Origin of the sequence: Solitalea lacus (genome assembly GCF_022014595.1) — a bacterium.
Lineage (GTDB): Bacteria > Bacteroidota > Bacteroidia > Sphingobacteriales > Sphingobacteriaceae > Solitalea > Solitalea lacus.
The window spans coordinates 3,777,249-3,794,747 of the sequence record NZ_CP091740.1; the positions used below are offsets into that span (position 1 = coordinate 3,777,249).

At 33.5% G+C, this 17,499-nt stretch carries 14 protein-coding genes and 1 pseudogene; 3 read left to right on the plus strand and 12 right to left on the minus strand.

The features are described from left to right. Positions 1–11 precede the first annotated feature (11 nt). Positions 12–884, plus strand: a complete 873-nt coding sequence (locus L2B55_RS16225; protein WP_237847231.1) for a bestrophin family protein — start codon at positions 12–14, stop codon at positions 882–884. Between the two features lie 289 nt (positions 885–1,173). After that, positions 1,174–1,926, plus strand: coding sequence for a hypothetical protein (locus tag L2B55_RS16230; RefSeq protein WP_237847232.1), 753 nt, complete (start codon positions 1,174–1,176; stop codon positions 1,924–1,926). A gap of 120 nt (positions 1,927–2,046) precedes the next feature. Here L2B55_RS16230 and dnaK read toward each other — a convergent pair whose 3' ends face one another. Continuing rightward, positions 2,047–3,948 carry a molecular chaperone DnaK gene (gene dnaK, locus L2B55_RS16235; RefSeq protein WP_237847233.1) on the minus strand — a complete coding sequence of 634 codons (1,902 nt, stop codon included), beginning with the start codon at positions 3,946–3,948 and terminating at the stop codon, positions 2,047–2,049. A gap of 867 nt (positions 3,949–4,815) precedes the next feature. Between dnaK and L2B55_RS16240 the strand changes: the two genes are divergently transcribed. Beyond that, a complete protein-coding gene (locus L2B55_RS16240) occupies positions 4,816–6,426 on the plus strand; it encodes a T9SS type B sorting domain-containing protein (protein ID WP_237847235.1) in 1,611 nt (536 codons plus the stop codon). A 442-nt stretch (positions 6,427–6,868) separates the two neighbouring features. On the opposite strand, the gene pssE is transcribed toward L2B55_RS16240, so the two are convergent. The 11 genes and pseudogenes from pssE to L2B55_RS16295 form a co-directional block, all read right to left on the minus strand. After that, the gene (gene pssE, locus L2B55_RS16245) at positions 6,869–7,348 is read right to left on the minus strand and encodes a PssE/Cps14G family polysaccharide biosynthesis glycosyltransferase (protein ID WP_237847236.1); all 480 of its coding nucleotides are present in this window, start codon (positions 7,346–7,348) and stop codon (positions 6,869–6,871) included. Further along, positions 7,345–7,788, minus strand: a complete 444-nt coding sequence (locus L2B55_RS16250) for a glycosyltransferase family 28 protein (protein ID WP_237847237.1) — start codon at positions 7,786–7,788, stop codon at positions 7,345–7,347. Before L2B55_RS16250 ends, pssE begins: the two co-directional genes overlap by 4 nt. Before the next feature lie 13 nt (positions 7,789–7,801). Beyond that, positions 7,802–7,963: pseudogene (locus tag L2B55_RS19100) on the minus strand (DapH/DapD/GlmU-related protein); the annotation flags it as partial. Positions 7,964–8,297: 334 nt separating this feature from the next. After that, a complete protein-coding gene (locus tag L2B55_RS16260; protein ID WP_237847239.1) occupies positions 8,298–9,263 on the minus strand; it encodes a glycosyltransferase in 966 nt (321 codons plus the stop codon). 4 nt (positions 9,264–9,267) lie between these two features. Further along, positions 9,268–10,344 carry a glycosyltransferase gene (locus L2B55_RS16265; protein WP_237847240.1) on the minus strand — a complete coding sequence of 359 codons (1,077 nt, stop codon included), beginning with the start codon at positions 10,342–10,344 and terminating at the stop codon, positions 9,268–9,270. Beyond that, positions 10,337–11,560 (minus strand): hypothetical protein, encoded by a 1,224-nt coding sequence (locus L2B55_RS16270; protein WP_237847241.1) that lies wholly within the window; start codon positions 11,558–11,560, stop codon positions 10,337–10,339. Before L2B55_RS16270 ends, L2B55_RS16265 begins: the two co-directional genes overlap by 8 nt. Before the next feature lie 61 nt (positions 11,561–11,621). Next, positions 11,622–12,788 (minus strand): glycosyltransferase family 4 protein, encoded by a 1,167-nt coding sequence (locus tag L2B55_RS16275; protein WP_237847242.1) that lies wholly within the window; start codon positions 12,786–12,788, stop codon positions 11,622–11,624. 12 nt (positions 12,789–12,800) lie between these two features. Beyond that, entirely contained in the window at positions 12,801–13,802 is a 1,002-nt protein-coding gene (locus L2B55_RS16280; protein WP_237847243.1) for a glycosyltransferase family 2 protein, read from the minus strand. A gap of 35 nt (positions 13,803–13,837) precedes the next feature. Continuing rightward, a complete protein-coding gene (locus tag L2B55_RS16285) occupies positions 13,838–14,740 on the minus strand; it encodes a glycosyltransferase family 2 protein (protein ID WP_237847244.1) in 903 nt (300 codons plus the stop codon). 176 nt (positions 14,741–14,916) lie between these two features. Then, positions 14,917–16,041 carry a UDP-galactopyranose mutase gene (glf, locus tag L2B55_RS16290; RefSeq protein ID WP_237847245.1) on the minus strand — a complete coding sequence of 375 codons (1,125 nt, stop codon included), beginning with the start codon at positions 16,039–16,041 and terminating at the stop codon, positions 14,917–14,919. Continuing rightward, a complete protein-coding gene (locus tag L2B55_RS16295) occupies positions 16,034–17,479 on the minus strand; it encodes a flippase (protein WP_237847246.1) in 1,446 nt (481 codons plus the stop codon). Before L2B55_RS16295 ends, glf begins: the two co-directional genes overlap by 8 nt. Positions 17,480–17,499: the final 20 nt, after the last annotated feature.

The following is a 17,499-nucleotide window of genomic DNA, read 5'->3' on the forward strand; positions in this document are numbered from 1 at the left end:
TTCTGTAGCAAATGATTAACTACAATACCAAAGATTGGTTTGGCCTCATCTTTAAATTTCATAAAAGCGACACGCTAAGGAAACTTGTTCCGGGCATAACAATCCTATCGGTTTACACCGGGATAATTGCTTTTATTGAAATTCGTTACACAGGCTTTTTTTTCACCAGTTCATCTGCCATACATTCTATACTGGGGTTTGTATTATCCATGTTATTGGTTTTTCGCACCAATACAGCTTACGATCGCTGGTATGAAGGACGAAAAGCCTGGGGCTCGATGGTAAACAGCAGTCGTAATTTGGCTTTAAAAATTAACGCTTTATTACCCGCTGATGCTCCTGAGCGGTATTCAATATACATTTTGGTGAGCAATTATGTTTTAGCATTAAAAAACCATTTAAGAGATGTTTTTGACGCACGTGATTTTTTACCTTTTGAGAACACAACAGAAGAAGAGCTGTCGGGCAAAGCGCATAAGCCTAATTATATAGCTAGTTTGCTAGTTAAAAAGGTATATGAACTACGAAATAACAATAAAATCAGTGCTGAACAGTTTTTAGTTTTAAACGAAGAATTACGTGCTTTTACAGATAGTTGTGGAGTTTGTGAGCGAATTAAAAAGACACCTATTCCCTACTCCTACAGCTTGTTTCTGAAAAAGTTCATCTTTATTTACATCATGACCATGCCATTTGGCTTTGTCGATGACTTTGGCTATGGCACTGTTCTTTTAATTGCTTTTGTGTTTTATGTTTTGGTGAGTTTAGAGCTGATTGCCGAAGAGATTGAAGATCCTTTTGGAGCTGATACCAATGATTTGCCTACTGAACAGATTTGCTCTAATATCAGGAGAAATATAAAAGATATCCTGGAAGTTGATTAAGTAATAAATCTTCAGCTATTACTTTTCAATTTCACACCATTTAATAAAGATTACCACAATACACTCGCCCTGGCAATTGGCTAGGGCTTTATACCATCGTCAGAACTATACCTAAGTTCACTACTTCTACCCAACAATCAAAATAGAGTTATGAAAATATCGGCGCAATAAATTCCTTAGGCCCATTTTTTGCTTTTCTTGATTATCTATCTACAATAATTTACTAATAATCAAATTATTACAGATAAAACATTAAAACCTAAGATTAAAATTAAAATTATTACGCTCTATGAAAAAGACTCTACTTTTATCATTTTCCTTTTATTTGTTTGTTCAGCTTGGTTATGCGCAGTTAAATTATCATCGTTTTTCAGCAGGTGTTAATATAGGTGCTGTAAAAGCTTTTATGGATACAAAAGAAAGCGACCTTAACCTTTCCTTCGGAGCAACTGCCGATATGTACCTTTTACCAAACATGTTCATTTCTTCAACCTACAGCAACGGGAAATTTTCCCTAAAGAATGCTGATATATACGGAAGAAGTTTTAAATCCTCCTACAATCAATTTAGCGCCATGTTTAATATTACCAGCGCTACCCTATTTAAACCTGGCTGGCGCTCGGCATATTTACCCCAAAACAATATTTACCTGGGTGGAGGTATTGGAGGGATCTTTACAACCATGCAAAACCCAAACAATATAGCTTACGACAGCGGACCGCTTAATGGAGATGTAAAAGCAAACCAACAAAGCCTTTTCATTCCGGTTAACGTAGGTATCAATTTCAATATCCTGGGGATGGCTTATGAAAGTATTTGGACCATTAATTTAAACTATCAACATAATTTTAGTTTCAGTGATATGCTGGATGGCTATGATCCAGCATTGGGTAATAAATACAAAGACTCATTTGGTGTTGTTACAATTGGTTTCAGATATAATTTTATGCAGCAGTCTTATTTGGCCGAGCAGCAAAAATCTAAAAAGGAGAAAGTAAAAGATGAAAATGGAGCTTTAGTAGAACATAAGAAGGAAGAGTAATGGCTGCTTATGAAATTAAACTATTGAATATTTATGATAGAAAACGCCCTAAGTAAAAAAGCAAAGCGGACTCCCTATTTTGGCAGTCCGCTTTGCTTTTATAGTATTTCAATCAGTGAATTATTTCACTTCTTCAAAATCTACATCTTTTACATCACCGCTATTGTTGTCACCTGAAGAAGATGAACCATCAGCACCAGGTTGAGCACCACCGGCTTCCTGAGTAGCTTTGTACATTTCTTCTGAAGCAGCGTTCCAAGCATTGGTTAATGCAGCTGAAGCAGTTTCAATAGTTGCCAAATCTTTAGCAGCATGTGCATCTTTCAATTGTTTCAATGCATCTTCAATTGCTGATTTGTTTCCAGCAGAAAGTTTATCACCGTATTCTTTTAATTGTTTCTCAGTTGAGAAAATCAATGAATCGGCAGCGTTCAGCTTTTCGATTTCTTCTTTAGCCTTTTTGTCTGACTCAGCATTAGCTTCCGCCTCCTTCTTCATTCTGTCGATATCAGCATCTGACAAACCTGAACTTGCTTCGATACGGATTTTTTGCTCTTTACCGGTAGCTTTATCTTTAGCCAGTACATGTAAAATACCGTTGGCGTCGATATCAAATGCTACTTCAATTTGAGGAATACCACGAGGAGCAGGCGGAATACCGTCTAAGTGGAAACGACCAATGGTACGGTTTTGATTAGCCATTGGACGCTCACCTTGCAATATGTGAATTTCTACAGAAGGCTGATTGTCTGACGCTGTTGAGAACACTTCACTACGCTTGGTAGGAATGGTTGTGTTAGCCTCAATCAAACGAGTCATTACACCTCCCATGGTTTCAATACCTAATGAAAGCGGAGTTACGTCTAACAACAATACGTCTTTAACTTCACCTGTTAATACACCACCTTGAATTGCGGCACCAACAGCAACTACCTCATCAGGGTTAACACCTTTTGAAGGAGCTTTACCGAAGAATGATTGCACTGCTTCCTGAATAGCAGGAATACGGGTTGATCCACCTACCAAAATGATTTCATCAATATCACCTACTGATAAACCGGAATTTTTCAATGCAGTTTTACAAGGCTCAATGGTACGTTTAATCAACGAATCTGCCAATTGTTCAAACTTAGCACGGGTAAAGTTGCGCACCAAGTGTTTAGGCACACCGTCAACCGGCATAATGTATGGCAAGTTAATTTCTGTTGAAGTAGAGCTCGATAATTCAATTTTAGCTTTTTCAGCAGCTTCTTTCAAGCGCTGCAATGCCATTGGATCTCTACGAAGATCTAAGCCTTCATCTTTTTTAAACTCTTCTGCTAACCAGTCGATGATAACTTGGTCAAAGTCGTCTCCACCTAAATGCGTATCACCGTCAGTAGATTTCACTTCAAACACGCCATCACCTAGCTCAAGAATAGAAACGTCATGTGTACCACCTCCACAGTCGAACACCACAATTTTCATATCCTTATGCGCTTTATCTAAGCCGTACGCTAAAGCTGCGGCAGTAGGCTCATTAATAATACGCTTAACAGTTAAACCTGCAATTTCACCCGCTTCTTTGGTAGCCTGACGCTGTGCATCGTTAAAGTAAGCAGGAACGGTAATAACCGCTTCTGTCACTTCAGTACCTAAGTAATCTTCAGCAGTTTTCTTCATTTTTTGAAGAATCATGGCCGAAATTTCTTGAGGAGTATAGTTGCGATCATCAATTTGAACGCGAGGTGTATTATTGTCACCTTTTACTACCGTGTATGGAACGCGTGAAATCTCTTTTAAGTCTTCTTCATAAGTATTACCCATGAAACGCTTAATAGAGTAAACAGTCTTTTTAGGGTTAGTAATCGCTTGACGTTTAGCAGGGTCACCCACTTTACGCTCACCATTCTCAACAAATGCAACAATTGAAGGTGTAGTTCTTCTACCTTCACTGTTTGGAATTACTACCGGCTCATTACCTTCCATAACGGCAACACATGAGTTGGTAGTTCCTAAATCGATACCTATAATTTTTGACATAATCTTATAATTCCTTTGGACGTTACCCCTATTTATCAAGCCGCATGCCAATACCGTTTTGACAGAAAAACACTGACAAAACTACATGAAGGAGTTACCACTAGTTGACGGGATGGACAAATTGGGTGTTTTTATGGCAAGAATTGAGTTTGTTTTGTAGTTGGGTAACAGTGTAATTATATTGCACTATCTGTGGCTTTATCTACCTATGCGACTTGTCTCTATGGATCCTTTGTGGGTAGTCCATGTTTTACCAATCAATGTCCACGTTAGGAATCTTAGTCTATCCTGTGCGGTAGGACTGGCCGAATACCAGAAAAAAGTTCCCAAAGATCAAGATAAACAAAGCTTCCTCCCCATACCCAACGCGTAGCCCGCTATTTTGTCTTCTCGAAGTTCATAGCAGAAACGTAATGTGAAACCATTCAATGTCCACAATAGGAACAATAACCTATACTGGCCTGAGCGGAATGACTTAAGGCGGATAGGGTGCAATTCTGTTGCGGACATTCGTTGATTTACCTAGAAACTTTGAAACTTTGCTTTGACAATTAAATACTTTAATCCCAGGAAGTAAAATTTAATAAAAGTTTATAAACATGTCTTAAAAAAAATACGTTAGAAAGAATCTTAAGGACTCCTCCCTTTCCATACAACCACTGAAAACTCCTATTGCTACCTCTTTTAAACAAGTGTTTTGAGCGTTCCTGCATCAAACTGCATTAGCTCAAGCTGAAAACCCTGATTCGGTATTTGTTTTGCCTAAACATTTTATATCGAGCTTATTGAATTCAGAAAACAAGCGCTTCCCTTCCTTCTCTTAGTTATTCTACAAGACTTATTGATTCACTGTTTAATAATTTAACTATGATCAAACTGTACAAGACCTCAGCTTTCTACCCTGTAATATCAGTAAAATTGCCAGGCTTATTTTCCCTATTACTCCTTCTCTTTCTTTCTTCTTCTTTTTTTTCCTTTGCTCAAACTTGTAATAGAAGCCTTGGGGAACCTGTGGTGAATATTACGTTTGGGACAGCAGATTTACCGACAAGCAGAAGTGTTTTGAAACCTGAGGATGGAAGCACTGGCTGTAAATTTCAATCATCAGGACTGACAGGACCTAATACCTATATTTTGAGTGCTGCATCAGGGAAATCAGCTGGTCATTTTAATAAATGGCATGATGCTCCGGATCATACTCTGAATGACAAAAATGGGAATATGTTAATTATTGATCAATCTATTTCTAATATACCTGTCTATGAACTAACTGTAAATGGTTTATGCTCAGGTGTGAAGTATGAATTTTCTGCTTGGGTAGCAAATTTATTAATTCCGGATGGGGTAGACCCAAACGTTATTTTTAATATAAGAGATGTTAAAACAAACATAATTATAAAAACGGTCAGAACTGGGGACCTAATGGAGACTTCTCATATTCTTTGGAAACAGCAAACTCTTATGTTTGAAGTGCCGGATGGAGAAACCTCAATAAAGTTCGAGGTAGAGCTAGCAAATGAAGGCAGGATAGGCAATGATATAGCTATTGATGACATTACCATATGCCCCTGTTTGCCAGATTTGCAAATTATATTACCTGATGCAGTTTGTGAAGGTGAACCTGCAACTTTGCATTCATCTTTTACACCCAATGTATTTGAACATCTGATCTACCAATGGCAGCGAAGTGCAAATACAAAAAACTGGCAAATAATTGACGCGGCCGAAAGCGCAGAACTTTATTTAAATAATGCTTTACCTGGTTTTTATTATCGTGTAATTGTTTATGGGCAGGGGAATATAAATTGTATCAATGAAAATGTAATTAGCAATGTGGTTGAGTTGAAAACAAAGAAATGTAAAACTGATGTGGCCATCACTATCCAGTCGGAGAAAAAGCCGGTTGAGCCTGGCGATGAGTTAAAATATACCTTAAAGACCATTAATAACGGACCTATAACTGCTAGAATGGTAAACGTTATAGACGACTTACCCCCTGATATGCTGTATATGCGAACGCTGGTAACAAAGGGTGAAGCTATCTTTAATGCTCAAAACCGTTCTCTGGCTTGGAAAATAGATTCATTGTTGAACAACGAAACCGCCGAGTTGGAGCTTTGGGTAATAGTAGAAAGCAATCGTACATTGGTTAATAAAGCAATTATAACCTACAGTGAAGAGGATTTGTATACGGCGAATAATACAGCCGTAGATATTAAGTACCGCGCAATACCCAATGTAATTACGCCTAATGGCGATGGCTTCAACGACTTTTTTCAACTACCCACCAATGAACAAGAGTTTAATCGTTTGAAAATTTTTAACGTTTGGGGCAAAATGGTGTACCAAAGTGACAATTATCAAAATAACTGGAATGGCAGCGAACTCCCCATTGGGACCTATTATTATTCATTGGAGAGGAGGTATAATGACCGGAAGTCAGAGCAGTTGACTGGGTATATACAATTACTAAGGTGACCGTTTGATAATTGCATTTAGTATCGTTTTTGGGGTTGTATAAAGAGTGTTACATTCCTCGGCTGATGTAATTTTGTTCAATTGTAACACACAGAAGAATGATTAACCCCCCTCCCGCAAATAATTTATTACCTATTTTGACATTATTGACTTTTGTATATCCTAAACACATATTAGCGCTAACATCATGAGCTAAGATATAAACTCTTAGAGCGAATGTTACAATATCACAAATTTCAATACGGTAAAAAATGAGAATAGTCTATTTACATCCTTGCAACATATTTGAAGTTTATTCCAATCTTTAATCCTTTTTTCCGCATCACCTCAACAACCTCATATCCAATCCATTTCAGACGTAGTAACTTTTTATATTTTTCTTAATCATATTAATATTTTATTTTAGAAATAGCATTCGTATTAGCCTACTAATTGTCTAAAATTATGATTCAATGAAGCTTTGAATTGAGTTTAAGAGTTCCTTTGAAGCAAATTTTCCAATTTTATGAAGTGGTTTTAAATCCTCATTTAATAATGACAAAAGTTTGTCTTTAAGTTGGTGCTCATTGTACGCAACATGGATATATTTTAGTTTATCAAAACTTTTTGCTGTAGCTAATTGATGGTCATTTCTGTGTTCACCCAATTTTGCTATTCGAGGTAAAACAATTATTGGTTTCTCTTTCTCAAGAGCAGTAATAATTGTTCCCATTCCAGCGTGACTGATGATGAGTTTAGCTTGGTTAAAGTATGAATTAAACTCAGTAGGGCTAACAAATTCATGTGCCTGCATGTTTTTTACTACATAGCTAGTTTTAGCAACTTGAGCTATTATCGGCCTATCAATGATTTCTGCAATTTCATCAACAGCTTTAATTAGTCTATCAAAGGGTTCTTGAGTACCTATGGTTAAAAAAATCATCCTATAATATTACCGTGAAAAATAACTTTTGAAGAGGTTAAATGTGACCACTGTGTGTAGCACTTATGGGCGAAAAAAGACGCTATTTTGCCGCTCATTGATAATTTCTCAGCATTAGCAATACTGTCTATCCAAATCGTTTTACTACCAATTAATCTTCCTGCAATTATTCCCATCAAACCAGGCGCAGCCCCAGTTGAAATAATAACATTTGGTTTTATTGAAAAGACTTTGTTAAAAACTATATAGCCCATCTTGATAAGTTTTAGCTTATTCCATCTGTTGGCATCGGGTACAGAATAAAATTGATGATCTTTTACCATAGCAGCAAATCCAAGACTTGTTGATATGTAGACAACCTCATGATCCACAAATGCCGGAACCAATCTTTGAAGTTGTATCCAATGACCACCACCAGAGGCAATAGCGAGTATTTTCATAAATTTTGATTATTTACTTTCTTTTTCTGATAAGTTTTGCTGGCACACCTCCAACAATGCTATAGGGCTCAACGTCTTTTGCCACAAAAGCACCTGCCCCAATAATACTTCCCTTTCCAATCTTTAACCCTGGCATAATTACAACATTTCTCCCAATCCATACGTCATCTTCTATTTCACAAGGTATTTCAATAGTTTTGCCTTGCAAGGCCATTGGAATGTCTGTTCGATCAAATTTATGGGTATTTGAGTAGATGGCTACATTAGGAGCAATCATGACATAATTACCAATTGTAGCGCCTTGTATGTAAACATTTTCATTGATCATGCAATGACTTCCTATTGAGATTCCATTTCCATCCCCAAGATTAACTCTTGGTTGTATTTTACAATTATCGCCTATAGTTAGAAAGTTTTTTGCTAAACCAACTCTCAATTTATTGAAACTCGGGCCCAATGGAAAAAAGCTTGATGGCAAACGGTTTGCGATAAAATAATAAAATATCAAACTAATTTTCTTTTTCATTAAGAATCTCTTTATATAAATCGTAAATTTTTGACACAACAGAATCCTGATCAAGTTGGAGTTCTTCAATTCTTTGTTTTCCATTAGTAACCCTTTGTGCAGCTTCCAAAGCTATAAGATTTTCAAGGGGAATAATAAATTTATCAGGGTCAAACGAATCTATGACATAGCAGTTTTTAACTCCCGATAATAAATATTGGACATCTCCTACATTTGTTGAAATAATAGGTATACCTCCAGCCATTGCTTCTTTAATAATTTGAGGTGATCCTTCATTTAACGAGGTCATTAAAAGACAGTCAAGTTTACTTAAGTTTTCTATTACTTGATTTCTTGTTAGGTTATGAAATTCAATAATTTCAATATTTTTATTCTCAACAATTAAGCTATCTGTAATACTTTTGAATAATTTAAAATTCTTCTCAGGCCGTTTTCTATCTCCGGGAAAACCAATTCGAAAAACTTCTTTAGTGTTTTTCCGTTTACTATCAAATACTTTAACATTTATACCACAGGGTATTTTATTTAACTTAAAGGATTGCTTATAAAATAAAGAAAGCATTCTTTCATTTAGAATAATCACTTTGTTAACCCTATTAACAACCATCATAGTGATTTTTAATAACAAGCCCCCACTCTTATTAGGATTGGTATCGCTTCCGTGTAACGTGATTAGAATGGGCGTTATAATAAAAGGATTGAACAATAAGAATAAACCCGATAAACCAAAATGTATATGAATTATATCAAAATTTTCTTTTCGGATGAGGTTACTAATACCTAAAATACTTTTAATGTAGTTAAGCTTCGAAGCACGCCCATTAATGAAATAAATTTGATGTTCTATAGGATAGTTTTTCGATAAATATTCAATTTGTTCTTTAACATGGATGCCATTATATATATGATCCTTATTTGGATACATATTGGTCACAAATAATAGTTTCATAAGATTATTTCCTGTTAATAATTAACTCAAATTCCTCAGAGACAATGTACTCCCATGAAAAACATTTACTTTCTTTTTTTATTTCCTCAGGATCATATATATATTTATTGTAATTGTCCATTATTACGTGTAATCCTTTCACTATGGATTCTAAATTATCTTTAATTAATACACCGTTTTTTTGAGTAATTATTTTTTTATTTTCATAAGTTGCAGTAGCTAAAACTGGCAAGCCGGAAACTAGATACTCATATGTTTTAGTAGGAGGTTGAAACTCATACCAAGGAGTTATTGGCACATAACTGATCCCTATATCAGCATTGTCAAAATATGGTTTCAATTTATCCTGATTAATTCTTCCTAGTAACTGAATGTTTTTTACTTTATTAGAACTGATAAATTCTTTAAGAATTTGAAGTTCATTCTCTGGGCTATCACCTATTATTTTTAATGAACATTGCTGAGCTAAATTAGCATTATTGGAAAACTCATAAAATGCCTTTACAAAAGTTAAAATATCTCTTCCTTGTAAAGAACCCACATAAATAAATGTAAGATGAGAGTCTTCAATATGTTTTGTTTTAAAATTTTCTCCTCCTAAAGGCAATAGCGAATATTTTTTTATGCCAAGGGATTTAGCTACACCTTCACTAATTACAGAAATATTAGCAAAAGCCAGAGATTCAAGTTTAAGAAAGAAATTATATGTTGTACGATTTATCAAGTTTTTATGTACGGAAGCTGTACGAATATCTAAATTGATAGATGTTTTAGGAAATAGAAATTTAACAAATGAGACCCCCCTTATGTATACTATAAAAACATTATCGAATAGGCCCCATTTAATGGCATTATAAATAGAATTAAGCAATCTATAATTCCTCCTTAATAAATTTCCAGCTCTAGTTACATAATGAACTTTAATATCAGTTAGCTCAATTCTGGGCCTATTATAATCCCAGCATATATATGTAATGTCGAATCTATTTTTTGCGTATTCGCAATACTTATATGTATCGGTTAGATATCCAAACTGACTTGTAGTGCAGATTAATATTCTTGGTTTTCTATTTTCATTCATATAAGTGAACCTTAATTTTTTGACAATACTGAATTTTTCGCATCTCATACCAATTCAAAACAGTTAACAATATTTGTATGGTAAAAAAAATAGAAATAAAAAACCGATCCCTAAAAGCGTCATTATATAACATTATAATTATTATAATAAACCGTAAAAACAAAGTTTGAAAATTGTTAAGCTTAATGTTTAGAAATTGAGCGTATAATACTTTATTGATTTGATAAAGGATAAGTAATGAGAGAAGCAGTCCCCCGGTTATTAATAAATAGAATATGTAGGGGCGTGAGCCTAATAAAAGCCAGTTATACTTTTGGGCAAAAGGAGAGGTTTTAAGAAACGTACCACCTTTAAATGCCCCATATTCCATGCCCAAAAGAAAGTTCCCACTGTCTTCACTTATTAATTTACTTGCAAATGCAATTTTAGTAAACCTTGGCACATCCTCTCCTTTTTCAACTTCATTGGTCAAATATTTTTCTAAAAAATCTTTATTAAATATCTCTTTGATTGGGTTATTAATTTTTTTTGTTCCATCAGAATATAAAGATGATACAGCCCCTATCAATATTAAGCATCCAATCGAAATTGAAATGATACTTCTAAAGTTTTTCACTTGTATAACACACAAAATAAAAATAGGGATAATGATAAATGTAATTTTTGTTTCATTTAAAACTACTGGTAATAAAAAAACAGTTAGTGGTAATAATGCTTTAAATCTGCTTTTTGTATAGAAAGTAGAATTGAATAACGTTAGAAAAAACAAAGAAATAAATATAGTTAATGTAAGTATGCCTGATGAATATGCGCCTAATGAGCCTCCTACTTTATCACTTGCACCGTACTGACTAAATTGGTAAAGAGCACAAGGTATTTGGAGTGCGAGGAAAAAGAAAATAAAGCGTTTAACTTCTTTAAAGAAGAATAGCACCAAAGGTGATTTCTTAACAGCTTCAAGAAATAATATAACTGCTGGTATTATTAATAACTCTCTTAATCCATTCAGATAGGTTATGATGTCTGTTGAATTATAGGCAAAACCCAAAATAGAAAACGCAATAACAAGTAAGGATAATATTTTTTGATGGTTAGTGTTTTTATTAAATGCACTTATTCCCAGATAAATAAGTATAGCATCTAGTAATAAATCAACAATAAAGCTATTTTCCTGTATACCTAATATGTCCTTTTGTACAAATTTGTACATACTCATTAGGTAAAGGTTGTATATGAAAAGTTTAATATGTGTTTTCAATGAAAATAATGGTTCAGTTTTATAGCGTTGTATAGAATCTCTTCAGATTTTCAATCATCGTATTTATTTGAAACCTTTTAGAATGTTCAAAATTGTTTTTAGAAATAGTAGCTCTTAATTTTTGATTAGATAAAAGTAATTCGATTTTGTCAGCAAGATCATTACAGTTTGGATTGCATAATAAACCATTTTCTCCATCTGTTAAAATTTCTGGAATCCCACCCACATTAGTTGCTATAATTGGAATACCTAGATTAAAACCTTCCAAGATGGCTAAAGGCTGTGCTTCAGATCTTGATGGTACAATTAAGATATCTGCCTTTTTAAAATAATTGAGATGGTTGGGTGAGGCTATAAATCCGAATACGGTTACATATTTATTTAATTTGTATTTTTTAATTAATTGATTAGTATTATTGTTTACAGGATATGAACCCAACATACTTACATTACAATTTGTTATGTGTTTTTGGTTTACAAGTATATCTATTGCTTCCAATAATATATCAGCCCCTTTAACTGTTTTCTCCCCACCTACAAATAATAAATTGATGTTACCAGTATGAGTATTGTATTCTATTTCTTGTGGTGGGCCACTATCTTCAACACCATTATAAATAATCGTATTTTGTGGTATATTATTTAACTCATTTTCATATACTTTTTTTGTATATGATGATACAAAAATTACATTGTCTACTTTATTAAAATAGCGCGAAATTTTTTTTCGCTGTTTTAAAGCTTTATAATGATTGTTAATAAATGATATTACATCATGTACCGTATAAATTATCTTACTATTGGTAGTTTTGCTTGTTGTAGCAAGATAAAGTGAGTTCTCCAAATGAGGATGAATTAACTTAATATCACTCTTTTTTATAAACTCCTTTACTTTAGAACTCTTTAAAAATAGGTACCATTCAACTGCATTGTAAAATCTGTTTTCAAATAATCTACTATATTTTGATTTACGATGTTGGAACAATGAACCAATGTCTAAAGTTTTTTTTTCAGAAATTACTGTGTTAAAGAAAGGTTTTAATTCCGAATTTGTAATCAAATAAAAGTCAATTTGGTCTTCTAAATACTTTATCGTTTGCCATACAACTTTTTCCGCCCCACTAAAGCCATCTGAAATTAATATTAAAGCGACTTTTAGCTTTTCTACTTTTGTTAAACTTGTCATTAGAAAGAATGCTTATATTTTATTCAGATTTTTAATTTTACCAAGAAACAAAAAAATATGAAGCCCTATCAATGCTAAGCTTAAATGGGTTTGCAAGAGCTTTAAGACCACCCTTACTCGAAACGGTTCAACTTTTAAAATTTTCATCAGTTCAACATCTCTCTCATAACCACTATTTAGTATCTCTTTTATTTCCTTTTGATATAAATCTATTTTTCTATTGTTTTGAAAATAGTTATATATGTTTCTTAAATTAAAATAAAGTAGATGAGATTTAAGTTGATTTTTAATTGGTTTGCTTAAAAGAAAATTTCTAACAAACATTGAAGACGTTAGCAATTGCTTACTACTCTCATAACTAACCTTATTCGAAATAGAACTATTTCTTTGTACATAGTTGAATACAACTATGTTTGATTTTACAATTTTTTTAGAATTGTAGACAAGCTGAGACATTGAAACATTGTCTTCACCGTAAGAAATTTTCTTTATAAATTCAATATTATTCAACTTATATAAATTTGAACGAATTAACTTACCACATGAAAAAAACTGTTTCCACTTTATTAACTGGCATAAAAAATCTTGATTGTCCAACTCTCCAAAATCCGCATATCGAATAATCTCCTTTTTGTTTAAATCCAAATAATTTAGAATAAAATCACCTACAACAATGTCAGCATTCGTTTTTTGAGCTTTAATATATAATTCTTCTATACCATTTAACTCTAAATAATCATCGCCGTCTAAATGATATATAAATTCGCCTTGAGCCTTTTCAATTCCCGATTTGCGTGCATAAGGCAACCCTTCATTTAATTTATTGATAACAATAATTCTTTTGTCTATTAAAGCATATTGCTGAATGACTTTTGAAGAATCATCAGTACTGCCATCATTAACCACTATAATTTCAATTTCTTTTAGAGTTTGGTTAATAGCAGAAGAAAGACATTTGTCTAAATATATGCTAACATTATAAACTGGAATAATGACAGAAACTTTAATCTTCATTTTCTAATTTAAAGAGGTGATAAATTTTACAGGTCTTAGTAGGGTAGTTTTTTGGTAAAATCATCCCTATAACCAGCCATAAATGCACGAAGAAAAAAGATTATACTTTTTAACTTAAGAAAAAGAGAAATATTCGAAGTCCAATAGTATGATATATAATGTTTAATTTGTCTTAATGGGGAATGTCCTAACATCTTTTGTATATATCCATTATTTCTAAATACGCAATAACTTTTCCAATCCAACACACTATCATAAATCCAAGTCCCTTTCTCCGTTATTTTATACATTAACCTATCTTTTGGATGAACTTGTATTGCATCAAAAATTGTTGTATTCTTTAGGTTGTTCTTTAATATTCGAAAATGATATTCTCTTTCATCACCCCAGATGAACATTTCTTTTTTGGGCAGGCCAATTTTTTCAATTACTTTTCTTTTAAAAAGAATTCCATTGAAAAGATGAGTAATGCCATCCAATTTATCTTTAAATATTTCTTTAAGTTCAGTTTGGTTATCAATAACTACATTTTCAATGTACGGATGAGGAAACGAGAATGCTAGTTTTTCATTGTCATCTTTAGCAATAATAAGTGGACTAATCGCATCATAGTCACTATTAGATGCAAAAAATGTTAATTTTTCTAAGGAATTATCTGCAGGTATTCCGTCATCATCCATGCACCAAATTAAATCATAACCTTTCTCGAACGCCAATTTCATCCCATTATGAAAACCACCAGCCCCCCCTAAGTTTTCTTGATGAATTACACACAAATCGTTTTGTGCATTTAACCATTCCTTGGTGCCATCAGTACTACCATTATTAACAACTAAAATGCAATCGAGAGATCTGGTTTGGGACCGAATTGCGTAAATACATTCTTTTAATAATGTTAAGCGATTATAGGTTACAACTACTGCAGCAATTTTTTCCATTGTTTATGCTATTTGTGGTTTTCGTTTTAGTAATAATTTTTCAGATACTTCTTTGGTGGTTGTTAACAAGGGCCGTTCAACAAATTTGTATGTAATACTACCAATAATAATAGGAAGCAACGTAAAAGAGATTATAAGTAAATCAGAACTTATTACTGGAGTGCTAAAGAAGTTTTTTAAAGCGTATCGGCAATTTGTATATTTAATTCCTTATTAACTCTTACTAATGCAGATCCAATCACTTGGTGCATATCGTAATATTTATATTCTGCCAAGCGGCCTCCAAAAATTACGTTACGTTCTTGCTCTGCCAGTGTTTGATATTGTTTAAACAAAGTGTTGTTTTTTTCATCATTCACAGGATAATAAGTTTCTTTTCCCGGTTGCCAATCTTCAGGATACTCTTTGGTAACCACCGTTTTATCCTGGCAACCAAACTCAAAGTGTTTGTGTTCTATGATGCGAGTAAAAGGAGTTTCCGCATCTGTATAATTCACAACAGCATTACCTTGATAATTTTTATTTTCCAATGTTTCATGCTCAAATCTCAAACTGCGGTATTCCAAGGCTCCGAAACGGAAATCGTAGAACTCATCAATCTTACCTGTAAATACAATTTTAGAGGCTGATTGGTCTAACTTTGTACGGTCTTTGAAATAATCTACTCCTAATTTTACATCAATTCCGTTCAGTAAACCTTCAGTAAGTTTATTATAACCTCCAATAGGAATACCTTGATACCTATCGTTAAAATAATTGTTATCGTAAGTGAATCGAACAGGTAAGCGCTTTATAATAAATGCCGGTAACTCAGTCGCTTTGCGCCCCCATTGTTTCTCCGTATAGCCCTTAATCAGCTTTTCATAAATATCAGTTCCTACTAATGAAATTGCTTGTTCTTCTAAGTTGGTAGGAGTATTAATGTTTGCTTTTTTAACCTGCTCTACAATTTTTGCTTTGGCCTCTTCAGGTTTTTTCACCTTCCAAAGTTGATAAAAGGTGTTCATGTTAAAGGGGAGGTTAAATAATTCTCCCTTAAAATTAGCAATTGGTGTATTGGTATAGCGATTAAACTCAACAAAAGAATTCACATAGTCCCAAATCTTTTTGTCGTTGGTATGAAAAATATGCGCTCCATACTTGTGTACATTAATCCCCTCAATATTTTCACAATAAATGTTTCCCCCGGTGTGAGTTCTACGATCAATGACCAAGCAACGTTTTCCTTTTTTTGTTGCCTCGTGTGCGAAAACAGAACCGAATAATCCAGCTCCAACAATCAGGTAGTCGTATTTATGCATAGTTCAGTTTGGATTTTAAAGTTAAAAAAAAGTCAATAGCAATTTGATTTTTAATAATGTACAATTGAGTAGCACCGAACAATACCATAGAACCAATTAAGGTTGCCACTAACACATAAAATGGTTGGCTAAATATTAATTTTGCAGCTTCCGCTAATAAAAAAATGGGTAATGCTGAAAGTACATTTTGAGTAAACGCTTTTAAATTTAATTCAAATGTTAAGTACTTTCTTGCGAAATAGAAAGTTAAAACAGTTACAACAGTTTCTGCTATTAAATTTGTGATTGCTGCCCCGTTTTCATGGAAAAGTGGTATTAAAATAAAGTTTAATAGCAAACTTATTATGGTTCCACTTAAGACGGAGAATAGGAGTTGACGGTCTTTAGAAAGAGGTGTAAGAATTTGAATGCCAAAAATATTTGATAGCCCAATTATCAGTGTTATTGGACAAAGGATTCTCATGGCCAATACGCTTGGGAGGAATTCTTTGCCTGAAAAAACCAATGTCAGCTCGGGTGCTAAGGCAAAAATTCCAACCATAATAGGTATGCCTAATGTATATACAAAGTTGAAAGATTGTCCAATCAGTCGCTTTATTTCTGCTTGATCATTTTTAGCAACAGCGTTTGATAATCTTGGAACCAATACAGCCCCCAATGAAGTGATTATCGTTAGGCTTAGTTTGTTTAGCTTTAAAGCAGCAGAATAATAGCCAACGGCTTTTTCATCGGCAAGTAATCCTAACAATATGGTATCCATCAGGACATACACACTGATAGCAACGGTTGATCCGAAGATGACTAACATAGGCCGGACATGCGGTTTATAATATAACTCTTTGTACGAAATATTAAGCTTGAGGTATTTCAATGAATAACGAATATTAACGAAGCTATTGAAGATTAAACCGAAAACAGTTATTAAGAAATAAGGCAGTACATCCGACTTCTCCTTAACAAATAGAAAAAGGGCACCAATAGAAATGAATTTTATGATAATGGAACGGGAGGTGATGTATTTAAAATTTTCCATTCCGGTGAAAAACCATTCTATGGAAAATAAATTAAAGAAAATGTAGAGACCACCCCACAAATAAAGAGCATTGTGGCTAGAGAATTTATCAAAATAAAGGATGGTTATAAAATAAGGTACCAGTACAATAATCGTAGTTAACAATCTTATCAAAAATAATTCGATAAATACCTTGCTTCGTCCTTCAATATTGTCTTTTGTTTTTGCTATCTCCCTTACACCATATATACTTATGCCCAATGCAGAGAGTAAAATAAAATATTGGCAAAAGGACAGAACAAAATTTGTTAAGCCAGTTCCTTCAGGCCCCAATACTCTTGAAACATAGGGAAATGTAATAATAGGGAAGATGATGTTTGAAACGGATAACAATATATTATAGGCAAGGTTCTTCTTTATGCTCACTTCTTTTCTCCTTAACTAGT

What these genes read in the sequence shown, in the direction of transcription:
- L2B55_RS16225 (WP_237847231.1), top strand. Translation starts at nt 12, where the DNA reads ATGATTAACTACAATACCAAAGATTGGTTTGGCCTCATCTTTAAATTT.
- L2B55_RS16230 (WP_237847232.1), top strand. Translation starts at nt 1,174, where the DNA reads ATGAAAAAGACTCTACTTTTATCATTTTCCTTTTATTTGTTTGTTCAG.
- dnaK (WP_237847233.1), bottom strand. Translation starts at nt 3,948, where the DNA reads ATGTCAAAAATTATAGGTATCGATTTAGGAACTACCAACTCATGTGTT.
- L2B55_RS16240 (WP_237847235.1), top strand. Translation starts at nt 4,816, where the DNA reads ATGATCAAACTGTACAAGACCTCAGCTTTCTACCCTGTAATATCAGTA.
- pssE (WP_237847236.1), bottom strand. Translation starts at nt 7,348, where the DNA reads ATGATTTTTTTAACCATAGGTACTCAAGAACCCTTTGATAGACTAATT.
- L2B55_RS16250 (WP_237847237.1), bottom strand. Translation starts at nt 7,788, where the DNA reads ATGAAAATACTCGCTATTGCCTCTGGTGGTGGTCATTGGATACAACTT.
- L2B55_RS16260 (WP_237847239.1), bottom strand. Translation starts at nt 9,263, where the DNA reads ATGAAACTATTATTTGTGACCAATATGTATCCAAATAAGGATCATATA.
- L2B55_RS16265 (WP_237847240.1), bottom strand. Translation starts at nt 10,344, where the DNA reads ATGAATGAAAATAGAAAACCAAGAATATTAATCTGCACTACAAGTCAG.
- L2B55_RS16270 (WP_237847241.1), bottom strand. Translation starts at nt 11,560, where the DNA reads ATGAGTATGTACAAATTTGTACAAAAGGACATATTAGGTATACAGGAA.
- L2B55_RS16275 (WP_237847242.1), bottom strand. Translation starts at nt 12,788, where the DNA reads ATGACAAGTTTAACAAAAGTAGAAAAGCTAAAAGTCGCTTTAATATTA.
- L2B55_RS16280 (WP_237847243.1), bottom strand. Translation starts at nt 13,802, where the DNA reads ATGAAGATTAAAGTTTCTGTCATTATTCCAGTTTATAATGTTAGCATA.
- L2B55_RS16285 (WP_237847244.1), bottom strand. Translation starts at nt 14,740, where the DNA reads ATGGAAAAAATTGCTGCAGTAGTTGTAACCTATAATCGCTTAACATTA.
- glf (WP_237847245.1), bottom strand. Translation starts at nt 16,041, where the DNA reads ATGCATAAATACGACTACCTGATTGTTGGAGCTGGATTATTCGGTTCT.